Source organism: Methylobacterium sp. P5_C11 (genome assembly GCF_054049775.1).
Window position 1 is genome coordinate 17895 of sequence record NZ_JBFULS010000066.1, and the last position, 9824, is coordinate 27718.

The window sequence follows — 9824 nt, forward strand, 5'->3', positions numbered from 1 at the left end:
CCGGGGCTCGAGGCGGAGATCCTTCGCGGGCGCGGCCGTCAGGCGAGGTCCGGACAAAAGATGTCCTTGAGGGTCGCCAGGATGCGGGCGGTCCGGGGATCCTCGAGCCTGTAGTGGAGCGTCTGGCTCTCCCGCCGGAACGCGACCAGCCCATCCTCCCGGAGCTTGGCGAGGTGCTGCGAGAGCGCCGACTGGCTGAGTTCGACCGCCTCTGCGAGGCGCGTGACGTCCATCTCTCCGCGGGCGATGAGCAGGCAGAGGACGAGCAGGCGCTTCTCGTTGGCGAGGAGGCGGAGCAGGCGCGCAGCGTCGCCGGCCTTGTCCTGGAGGCGCATCAGTTCATTCGGCGTCGCGGCGTCCATCGGCCCCTGATCCCACAGTGTCGGACACCGCTTATTTAGGCGACCCTAATATAATGTCAGCGGGTCGCCACGCCGCGGCCGAAAGACGCTGCTGCAGCGTTGGCCGCCGCAGCGAAGCGCGTTCAGGCCGGAACCCGACCGTCGGGCGTATAGCGGTCGACCGCCTGTGGGAGTTCTCGGGAGAGCCGCGCGAGCAGCTCCTCGCGCGACAGCCCCGTGCGCTGCGTCAGGGCCGCCAGAACGTCTGGACCGATGGCCTGCTCCAGGTGCGGCGGTGTGATCTCCTGGTTGGGGCCTTGGCTGACCCAGGACTGCGCCGCCGCCCCGTGACCGGCCTGTTGGAAACGCTCCAGCATCTCGGCCAGGCCGCTGTTCAGAAACCCGCCCGGGTCCGCGCCGCGCTGGTTGCCCATGAGGCCGCCGAGAAGACCCCCGAGGCCGCCACCGGATGCCGGTGCGGGGCCGGCGGGCGCGGGAGTGCCCTGTCCTGCGCCGCCGAGCAATTCGGCGAGCTTGTCCCTGTTCTGGTAGCCGGCCAGGGCGAGCAGGCCCAGGAGCGCCGTCATGGAGGGGAAGCCATCACGCATCGATCGTCTCCACCTTTGGGCGGCGGGGTCGAGGGCGTCCGCCGCGGGAACCGCTTGTCCCAACGCACGGGTGTGCCAACAGATGCGCTCTGGAGTGTGTCCCGAGGAGCCATCGTCACAACCCGCGATGATGTCGATCCCCCGCGCCGGTGCGCCCGTCGACGCGTCCCCGCGTCCGGCGGACCGCTGTTCGCTGAGCAGCCCGTCGATCCCCGCCGCCACGTCGCTTCGGCGCCGGGCTGCGGGGTCTCCGCGAAAGAGCCATCGGGCTCCGTGCCGACCTTGCGCAGGCGGCCTCGCGGTGTTGACGCAACACCCCTCGCAGCGGACCGCGCACGTCGATCGGCGCGCCGCCCTCATCCCAGCAGCGGCGGCAGGCGCGGGTTGCCGGAACCGCCGATCGATGCGATAGGCCGCGCCGGGTGCGCGATCCGGAGGTCGGATCGGCAGGTCTCTGCGCGGGTCGGGCCGCCCGCGGCTGAAGGCCTGTGCGCGTGCCCTCACTCCTTCGCCGACCCCTCTCGTCCCTGCGCGGCCTGCTGACGAGYGCCGCTGGCGGCGGCCTCGTCCTCATGGCGAGCGCCGCGCTGGCATTGGCCGTCGCCAACTCGCCGCTCGCCGACACCTATTTCGCCGCGCTGAAAGCCCATGTCGGTCCGCTTTCGGTGCTGCATTGGGTCAACGACGGCCTGATGGCCGTGTTCTTCCTGCTCGTCGGCCTGGAGATCAAACGCGAGCTGCTCGACGGGCGCCTGCGCACCTGGCCGGACCGCATCCTGCCGGGCGTCGCCGCGCTGGGCGGCATGATCCTGCCCGCCCTCGTCTATGCCGCGGTCAACCGGCATTCCCCCGAAACCCTGCGGGGCTGGGCCATCCCGGCCGCCACCGACATCGCCTTCGCGCTCGGCATCCTGGCTCTGCTCGGCCCGCGGGTGCCGGTGTCGCTCAAGGTGTTCCTGACCGCGCTCGCCATCATCGACGACCTCGGTGCAGTGCTCATCATTGCCCTGTTCTACACCGCCGACCTGTCGCTGCCGATGCTCGGCGGTGCGGCCGCGACCCTGGCGGCGCTGTACGGGCTGAACAAGGCGGGGGTCAGCCGGCTTTGGCCGTACCTCGCCCTCGGCACCGTGCTGTGGGTCTTCGTGCTCCTGTCCGGCGTGCACGCGACCATCGCGGGCGTTCTGCTCGCCCTGACGATCCCGCTCCGGCTGAGTGTCGGCAAACCGGACGATCCGACCTCGCCGCTGCACATCCTCGAACACGCCGTCAGCCCGTGGACGGCGTTCCTGATCCTGCCGGTGTTCGGGTTTGCCAATGCCGGCGTGTCCTTCGCCGCGTTCAGGCCGGCGATGCTCCTCGACCCGGTGACGCTGGGCGTGGCGCTCGGCCTGTTCCTCGGCAAGCAACTCGGCGTGTTCGGCTTCGTGCTCGCGACCGTGCGCCTCGGGTGGGCACAGCGTCCAACCGGCGCGACGTGGCCGCAGATCTACGGCGTTGCCCTGCTCTGCGGGGTCGGCTTCACGATGAGCCTGTTCATCGGACTGCTCGCCTTCGCGCAGCAGCCGGAGCTGGAGGCCGAGACCAAGGTTGGCGTGCTGTTCGGCTCCCTCGCCTGCATGGCGGCGGGGGCTCTGGTGCTGCGCCTCGCCCCAGCTCCGTCGTCGCGCCGCTGAGCCTAGACCGGCCGGCGCGGCTCCGATGGGCCGCGCCGCAGCTGTTCGGCGTCACCCGGACCGCGGCACAATGCGCGTGGACAGTGGCGGGACCATCAGGGTCATCGGATACCCAGCCCGCATCATCGAGCTGAGCCGGGTCGAATGCGGGGCGCTCGTCCCACCCGATCGACCTCGGTCTAAATCATGCCATGCCGATCGCGGTGTGCCCCTGCAGCGGAATGATCTTGTAGGGACGTGGTGCGCAGGCGGCGATCGTGGTCGTGTTGCATCAGCTGGCTGGATGGCCGTGGATCGGCAGATTGATTTGATTGCTTGGATCGACCCATATTTCGCCCATCATCCGCACGGCGCTCTTGCCACCCTTGTGCGGAACCGTAAAGTTCATCTCCGGAATCGACCACTGGATCGACTTACGATAGTCGAATTGCCTTCTCACGTCATCCAGATAATCCTGGGTAACAATTTTATACGGCATCCGCCCGATCTCGAACGACTCGAGCGTGTAAAACATATCGTCGGACACGGCTACCTTGTTGAGGATTATGACCTGCGGCCGGAGTGGACATTCTTCCAGCAATCGAAAAAGATGTTCGTCGCTGTATTGTAGGGATCCTGAGCAAAATAAAACGTCGCAGGCATCGATAGCGCTGATATCTTCTGAGTAGCTGAGATTGCTATCTTCCGGCTTGAGCCTGCGAGAGCCCTCCGCGCAGACTGCAGGCACATCGACAACCTGCCATTTTAGGTCCCGCGGAAAATCCATGACGCTGCGATAAGCATAGTATTTCGCGCCGACATGGCCGCCGAAATCCACAACCGACCTGAGTTTGCCTTCGGTTGCAATTCTCTGCAGTGCATACAGCACCGGCCAGTCGAAGAGATGTACATCTCTGAACAAATCTAGATTGAATTCAACGATCTCAGGGCTGTCATAGTGCGCCCTTTTTGATTTCGATAGAAAATTCTCCGCTTCCACGCGCGATTGAAACTTGCCCCACCGCTGTTGGTGGCTCGATCGAAGAATTCGTCTCAGCTTCGATGATTTTTTAAATCTGTCGACTTTTAAAAATTCCCGAATTTTGCGCAGTCGACCGATGGAGGTTGATGAGTTGCGAGAATTTGATTTTGCTGTCTTCATAGTTCCTCAGGTTCGAATATTTGACAGAATTCATATTGCAGCCCGTTTCTCATTTGCTCCAATTGAATTTGGCAAAGCAGATCCCTTCTTATGATGGACATACACTATATATCGCAATCATCACAAATTGCGTGATGTGCGAAATTGCGCATCTTCGGGCCATGCAAGCCTCCGTTCGGATTGAAATTTTCGAAGGCGCTCCGGCCTTGCCCCGGACGCGTCTGCATCCCGGTCCAAGCAGAACCAGAACGGACTCTAATGATGAGCGGCGACAAACAGGGTTAGGATCGATCCAGAGGGCACGGTCACCGCTGGCCGACGAGGGCGCCCGGGATCCAAGTGACATCGAGGAAGCCGCCAACCTTCCGACCTTCGTGGTCGCGACACGTGATGCATCAGGGCATGTCGGGAGGGCGCGAGGGCCAAGTTCGGCGCGGGCGCCTTCATCCTGAGGATACCGGCTCCCTTGGCGGCCGAGGGTTCGGGACGCTTTCTCCAAGGCGGACGGTCCGTTTGCGCGGGAAACCGAACGTGCGCCGCCCCGTAGTGCAGTCCGGCGCGCCCCCGGTGACCCGTCGAGTGACCAAGCTGGCGCCGTCGCGCACCGGCCTGTCGGCCGGCGGAAACGCCTCTTCGAGCGGTCCGTGACACGATGGCGCCTGAGCGGGCGAACGCTGCCAGAACAAATGATCAATGTATACTGGTAAATAAACCAGGCCGGGCCGGCGCATCGGAGCCGTCTCTGCGGCGGTCAGAGCCGTCACTCTCTTCTATTCTGCGCCGCGCCATGCGCATAAGCGGGATCTTGCTGCGGCACAAAGCCTAGCTTATCATTTGGAAACACTTCAGAAAACAAAAACAAACCGTTCAGAAGGAACGATGGTGACATCGTATTGTTCGATAAGTCAATGCGGATGCTGATACCGGCATCTGCGATCCGAGCCATGGAGAGCCATTCGATGAGGACGAAGATCGGCGTCGCCACCCTGGCCGTGCTGGCCAGCCTTGCCGCCCCGGCTGCCCAGGCGGCCGAGACGGTCCATGCCGGCAAGGCCATGGACGCTTTGCGGGCCGGCACCCTTCCGGTGTCCTACAGCCAGTTCCGTGGCGGCTGGCACCGTGGCGGCTTCGGCGGCTGGCGGGGCGGATACGGCGGGTACGGCTATCGCCGGGGTCCCGGCGTCGGCGCCGCGGTCGGCGCAGGCCTTCTCGGCTTTGCGGCCGGCACGGTGATCGGCTCGGCGGCCGCCAGCAACGCGGCGCGGCCCGTCGCGGTCTATGAGACCCCCGCCCCGGTCGTGTACGCGCGTCCGGTCGCCGTGCGCGGCTCGTCCTACTGCGCCGCACGCTACGGCTCCTACGACCCGGCCTCGGGCACGTACCTCGGCTACGACGGGTTCCGGCATCCCTGTCCGTAAGCACGGCGCGGTCGCCTGATCTCAGGCCCCGGTCGCTCGCCAGCGGCCGGGGCTTCTTCTTTGATCAGAGGCCAGAGCCGGCGCGTCGCGGCATCCCTGGGCGTCGGGACGCGGTGAGCCGCCGGGACGATTCGGCATCGTCCCGTCGAGGCCGGCGGCGTGCGATGCGGCCAAGCCGGCCCCTTCATGCCCGGGGTCAGGCGGCCCGCCGCTCGACCACGACCGTGTCGACGATCTTGGTGTCCTCGTAGAGCCACTTGGCCAGGGCACCCGCGACCATCGCACCGGCGATGGGGGCCAGCCAGAACAGCCAGAGCTGCATCACGTACTCTCCGCCGGCGAACAGGGCGACGCCGGTCGAGCGGGCCGGGTTCACCGAGGTGTTGGTCACGGGGATCGAGACGAGGTGGATCAGCACTAGAGCGAACCCGATGGGGATGCCGGCGAAGCCGCTCGCCGCGCCCTTCGAGGTCGAGCCGATGATGATCATCAGGAAGAAGAAGGTCGTCAGAACCTCGGTGGCGAGGCAGGCGCCAAGGCCGAACTTACCGGGGCTGAGATCTCCGTAGCCGTTGGAGGCGAAGCCCTTCGCGACCCAACCCGCCTTGCCCGAGGCGATCAGATAGAGGGCGCCAGCCGCCACGATGGCGCCGACCAGCTGGGCGAGGATGTAGGGGACGACGTGCCTGTTGGCACACCGGCCGGAGGCCCAGAGCCCGAGGGTGACGGCCGGGTTGAAGTGGCCGCCGGAGATGTGGCCGACCGCGTAGGCCATGCTGAGCACCGTCAGGCCGAAGGCCAGGGCGACGCCGACGAACCCGATGCCGAGTTCGGGGAAGGCTGCCGACAGCACGGCGGCGCCGCAGCCGCCGAAGGTGAGCCAGAAGGTGCCGAAGAACTCGGCGGCCGCGCGGCGTCTCAGGTCATGGTTCATGATCATCCTCCTTCGGGACCATCTCTGGGGCTCGCATCATCGGCAGCTTTTCATCGGGAGCATTCGCGGGGTGTCGTCGGAGCCCGCGCCGATACGGATTGCGGTGACGACGGGTGACGGGACTGCAGCCTCCCGAGGTCCGGTAGCGCCGTCGTGGCGTTCGGGAGCACCCGTCAGGCCTCCCCGAGTTCGGCAGCGAGCCGGTCTCGGGCTCTGCTGACCCGGCTCTTCACCGTGCCGGGCGGGCAACCGATCCGCGCCGCGGCGGCCTCGTAGGACAGGTCCTCGACCGCGACGAGGAGCAGCGCTTCCCGCTGAGCCGGTTCGAGCCGGCCGAGAGCCTCCTGCACGTCCTGCACGACGAGCCGGTGCTCCTGATCGGCGAGACTCGACAGCCCGGCCGCGTGCGCACCATCCGGGTCGGGAACCTCCCGCCGGTGCTTCTTCCGGTCGTTGAGGTGCCCGTTGCGCAGGATCGTGAAAAGCCACGCCTTCAAGGCCGTGCCGGGCCGGTAGCTGGTACGGTGCTCCCAGGCCTTGAGCAGCGTGTACTGCACGAGGTCGTCGCTCTCGATGGCGTTGCGGGTCAGCGACAGCGCGAACCGGCGCAGATGCGGCACCACCGCGACCAGTTCGGCCGCGAAGCCGTGGCCCGATCGCATCTTGGCTGCGTCCAGCGCCTCCGACAGACGCCAGAGGGAGCCGGCCAACGGAGATTCCTCATCGGGCGGCGAGACGCCCCGGTAGTAATTCCGTAGACCTCGCCCGAGTTCAGCGCGCGTGAATGAGATCACGGCGCCGTGTGCGGCGGGCGAACGAAACTGTTCGGCGACATGCGGCACGGGGTAGGCTCACCATCATCCTGAGGGCAGCCCCTGGGACCATCCGTCGGTCCCGTGGGCTCGGTGAGCATCAATCTTTGGTCGCAGATCCCCGCGTCAATGATACGTGCGTACTGGGATCTTAACATAAATTTTGGAACCGCCTTGTGCGCAACCCGTTTGTGCCCCGCTGCCGATCGGGCAGTGAACGCACGAGTGGGTAGAGCGAGCCGTGACCGCAGGCGTCGACAGGCATGAACTCCGGCAGATCATCGCCGGCCTCAGCGAGGGCGTGATCCTGGTCGAGCCCGACCAGACCATCGCGTATGCCAACGAGGCCGCCCTCGCGATGCATGGGGCCAGCAGCATGGACGAACTCGGGCCGACGGTGGATGCCTACCGAGAGCGCTTCTGCCTGCGCTACCGCAACAACGTCACACCCAACCAGTACCCCATCGAGCGCGTCGTCGCCGGCGAGCGCTTCCACGACGTCGTCGTCGAGGTGCGGCGGGCCGACAAGCCCGACATCGACTTCGTGCACTCGCTGCGCAGCCTGGTCGCCACCGACCACGCGGGGAAGCCGAGTTGCCTCGCGCTGATCCTGAAGGACGTGACCGACCAGTTCGAGGCCGAGGACCGCTTCGAGGCGACCTTCAACGCCAACCCGGCTCCCGCCGTGATCACGCGGCTGTCGGACCTGCGCCACGTCAAGGTGAACACCGGATTCCTGGAGATGACCGGGTTCACCCGCGACGCCATGATCGGGCGCAGCGTCTACGAGGTCGACGTGCTGGCCGACGCGCGCAACCGCGACCTCGCCATCTCCCGGCTGAAGGCAGGCGGGACGATCCCGCAGATGGAGGCGTGCCTGCGCCTGCCGGATGGGGGCACCCGCTTCGTCATCGTGGCGGGCCAGCCCATCGAGATGGGCGACGAGCCATGCATGCTCTTCACCTTCGCCGATCTCGAGCTGCGTCGGAAGGCGGAGACGGCGCTCCGGCAAAGCGAGGCGCGCTTCGCCAAGGCCTTCCGCCTGACGCCGGTCCCGACCGTGCTGGCCCGGGGCGAGGACTTCCACGTCACGGGGGTCAACGAAGCCTTCACCCGGGTCTTCGGCCTGGGCGAGGACAAGGTCCTCGGGCGCAGTCTGACCGAGTCCGGCCTCTGGGTGAGCGACCGGCAACGGACCGATTTCGAGGTCGCCCTGGAGCGGAACGGGTACGTCCTCGGCGCCGAGGTCTGCCTGCGCCACGAGGACGGGGCGAACCTCGACTGCCTCGTCTCGGCGGAGCGCATCGAGATCGACCAGGATCCCTGCGTGCTGCTCGTGATGCAGGACATCACCGAGCGCAAGCACACCGAACGGGAGCTGTTCGACGCCATCGAGACGGTGATGGCCGACACGTCCTGGTTCAGCCGCGGCCTCATCGAGAAACTCGCCAACCTGCGCAGACCGGATGCCGGCCGGGCGGACGCCTCGGCCGTGAACCTGACGGTGCGCGAGCGCCAGATCCTGAACCTCATCTGCTCGGGCCTGGACGACGCGGCCATCGCTCGCAAGCTCGACCTGTCACGTAACACCGTGCGCAATCATGGCGCCGCACTCTACCGCAAGATCGGCGCTCACAAACGCTCGGAAGCCGTCGTCTGGGGACGGGAAAACGGATTTCCCCTGCATGTCTCGGGAACAAAATGATCAAGATACCGGTATGGATTGCTCATTGAAGTCAGGGACGGATTGATCATCTCATCTTCGGTGCAGGGTTTTCTCGAACACGACGGAGTGCCCATGACCGAAGACACGAGTTCCACTTCCACCGACCACCTCAAGGGCTCGGTCAAGGAAGCCCTCGGCAAGCTCACCGGCGACATCCGGGTCGAGGCCGAGGGGCGACGGCAGAAGCGCGAGGCCCGCGCCGCCAAGTCCGTCGCGACCCCGCCCGCCAAGCCGCGCGGAGACTGACGCGATTTCGACCGGCGCCCCGATGCGGTGGCGCCGTCCCACACAACCATCACGCGAGGAGAACGACATGGTCGATACGGATCGGATCACGGGCGCCGCCAAGGAAATCGGCGGCAAGGTCCAGGGCACGGTGGGCGACCTCACCGGCTCGAAGAAGGACTCGGTCGAGGGCCGCGCCCGCGAGGCCGCCGGCCACGCCGAGAACCTCTACGGCCAGGCCAAGGACACCGTGCGCGATGCCGCCGAGCACGTCGCCGACACCGCCCGCGATATCGGCGGCCGGATTCGCGACACCGTGGGCGGCTTCGTCGGCTCCGACGACGTCGAGGACCGCGCCCGCCGCGCCCAGGGCGCCGCCGAGGATCACTTCGACCGCGCCCGCCGGTCCGTGCGCCGGGCGGCGGACGACGCCTCCGACTACGCCGAGGATGCCTACGCGCGCGGTGCCCGTGCCCTGCGCCATGGCAACGGCAGTGTGAGCGGCCAAGTCGCCGAGTACCCGCTCGCCTCCCTGCTGATCGCCGGCGCCGTCGGCTTCGGCCTCGGCCTGCTCGTCAACGCCACCCGCGACTGAGCCGCCGAACCGCGACCTCGAACGACCCAAGATCCGGAGTAAAAGTGTGACCATCCAGACGACCGCTTCCCCCCTCGCAACGACAGCCGCGCAGGCCGACACACGCGCCGTGCTGCTCAACCAGATCTCGTGGGGTGCCATCTTCGCCGGCGCCGTCACCGCCCTGGTGACCCAGGTCATCGTCAACCTCGTCGGCGTCGGCGTCGGCCTGGCCTCGGTCGGCACCACCGCCGCCGACAACCCGGCCGCCTCGACCGTGTCGATGGGGGCGGGTGTCTGGTTCGTCGCCTCCGGGATCGTCGCCTCGCTGGCCGGCGGCCTGATCGCCGGCCGGCTCTCGGGCAAGCC

Annotated in this window: 11 protein-coding genes and 1 pseudogene; 6 read left to right on the forward strand and 6 right to left on the reverse strand. The window is 66.8% G+C overall.

What is annotated here, in order from left to right; genetic code table 11:
- Positions 1-38 precede the first annotated feature (38 nt).
- Together ACXJKQ_RS24360 and ACXJKQ_RS24365 are read right to left on the reverse strand one after the other, a co-directional pair.
- Positions 39-362 carry an ArsR/SmtB family transcription factor gene (locus ACXJKQ_RS24360; protein WP_457108273.1) on the reverse strand — a complete coding sequence of 108 codons (324 nt, stop codon included), beginning with the start codon at positions 360-362 and terminating at the stop codon, positions 39-41.
- 122 nt (positions 363-484) lie between these two features.
- Positions 485-949 carry a YidB family protein gene (locus tag ACXJKQ_RS24365; protein WP_457108274.1) on the reverse strand — a complete coding sequence of 155 codons (465 nt, stop codon included), beginning with the start codon at positions 947-949 and terminating at the stop codon, positions 485-487.
- Between the two features lie 494 nt (positions 950-1443).
- Here ACXJKQ_RS24365 and nhaA point away from each other — a divergent pair, with 494 nt between their 5' ends.
- The gene (nhaA, locus tag ACXJKQ_RS24370) at positions 1444-2625 is read left to right on the forward strand and encodes a Na+/H+ antiporter NhaA (RefSeq protein ID WP_457108275.1); all 1182 of its coding nucleotides are present in this window, start codon (positions 1444-1446) and stop codon (positions 2623-2625) included.
- Between the two features lie 271 nt (positions 2626-2896).
- Here the strand turns inward: nhaA and ACXJKQ_RS24375 are convergent, their stop codons facing one another.
- Positions 2897-3766 carry a methyltransferase, TIGR04325 family gene (locus ACXJKQ_RS24375; protein ID WP_457108276.1) on the reverse strand — a complete coding sequence of 290 codons (870 nt, stop codon included), beginning with the start codon at positions 3764-3766 and terminating at the stop codon, positions 2897-2899.
- Positions 3767-4526: 760 nt separating this feature from the next.
- A complete protein-coding gene (locus ACXJKQ_RS24380) occupies positions 4527-4712 on the reverse strand; it encodes a hypothetical protein (protein ID WP_457108277.1) in 186 nt (61 codons plus the stop codon).
- 13 nt (positions 4713-4725) lie between these two features.
- On the opposite strand from ACXJKQ_RS24380, the gene ACXJKQ_RS24385 reads away from it, so the two are divergent.
- Positions 4726-5184: a BA14K family protein gene (locus ACXJKQ_RS24385; RefSeq protein WP_457108278.1), complete on the forward strand. Its 459-nt coding sequence runs from the start codon at positions 4726-4728 to the stop codon at positions 5182-5184.
- A 196-nt stretch (positions 5185-5380) separates the two neighbouring features.
- Here the strand turns inward: ACXJKQ_RS24385 and aqpZ are convergent, their stop codons facing one another.
- Together aqpZ and ACXJKQ_RS24395 are read right to left on the reverse strand one after the other, a co-directional pair.
- A complete protein-coding gene (gene aqpZ / locus ACXJKQ_RS24390) occupies positions 5381-6118 on the reverse strand; it encodes an aquaporin Z (RefSeq protein WP_457108279.1) in 738 nt (245 codons plus the stop codon).
- 173 nt (positions 6119-6291) lie between these two features.
- Positions 6292-6828 carry a sigma-70 family RNA polymerase sigma factor gene (locus ACXJKQ_RS24395; RefSeq protein WP_457108280.1) on the reverse strand — a complete coding sequence of 179 codons (537 nt, stop codon included), beginning with the start codon at positions 6826-6828 and terminating at the stop codon, positions 6292-6294.
- A gap of 343 nt (positions 6829-7171) precedes the next feature.
- On the opposite strand from ACXJKQ_RS24395, the gene ACXJKQ_RS24400 reads away from it, so the two are divergent.
- The 4 genes and pseudogenes from ACXJKQ_RS24400 to ACXJKQ_RS24415 all read left to right on the forward strand — a co-directional run.
- Entirely contained in the window at positions 7172-8635 is a 1464-nt protein-coding gene (locus ACXJKQ_RS24400; protein WP_457108281.1) for a helix-turn-helix transcriptional regulator, read from the forward strand.
- A gap of 93 nt (positions 8636-8728) precedes the next feature.
- Entirely contained in the window at positions 8729-8902 is a 174-nt protein-coding gene (locus ACXJKQ_RS24405) for a CsbD family protein (protein WP_457108282.1), read from the forward strand.
- 67 nt (positions 8903-8969) lie between these two features.
- Positions 8970-9476, forward strand: a complete 507-nt coding sequence (locus ACXJKQ_RS24410; RefSeq protein ID WP_457108283.1) for a CsbD family protein — start codon at positions 8970-8972, stop codon at positions 9474-9476.
- 46 nt (positions 9477-9522) lie between these two features.
- Positions 9523-9824: pseudogene (locus ACXJKQ_RS24415) on the forward strand (PhnA-like protein); the annotation flags it as partial.

What these genes read in the sequence shown, in the direction of transcription:
- ACXJKQ_RS24405 (WP_457108282.1), top strand. Translation starts at nt 8,729, where the DNA reads ATGACCGAAGACACGAGTTCCACTTCCACCGACCACCTCAAGGGCTCG.
- aqpZ (WP_457108279.1), bottom strand. Translation starts at nt 6,118, where the DNA reads ATGAACCATGACCTGAGACGCCGCGCGGCCGCCGAGTTCTTCGGCACC.
- ACXJKQ_RS24385 (WP_457108278.1), top strand. Translation starts at nt 4,726, where the DNA reads ATGAGGACGAAGATCGGCGTCGCCACCCTGGCCGTGCTGGCCAGCCTT.
- ACXJKQ_RS24365 (WP_457108274.1), bottom strand. Translation starts at nt 949, where the DNA reads ATGCGTGATGGCTTCCCCTCCATGACGGCGCTCCTGGGCCTGCTCGCC.
- ACXJKQ_RS24410 (WP_457108283.1), top strand. Translation starts at nt 8,970, where the DNA reads ATGGTCGATACGGATCGGATCACGGGCGCCGCCAAGGAAATCGGCGGC.
- ACXJKQ_RS24380 (WP_457108277.1), bottom strand. Translation starts at nt 4,712, where the DNA reads ATGGCTCGGATCGCAGATGCCGGTATCAGCATCCGCATTGACTTATCG.
- ACXJKQ_RS24360 (WP_457108273.1), bottom strand. Translation starts at nt 362, where the DNA reads ATGGACGCCGCGACGCCGAATGAACTGATGCGCCTCCAGGACAAGGCC.
- ACXJKQ_RS24375 (WP_457108276.1), bottom strand. Translation starts at nt 3,766, where the DNA reads ATGAAGACAGCAAAATCAAATTCTCGCAACTCATCAACCTCCATCGGT.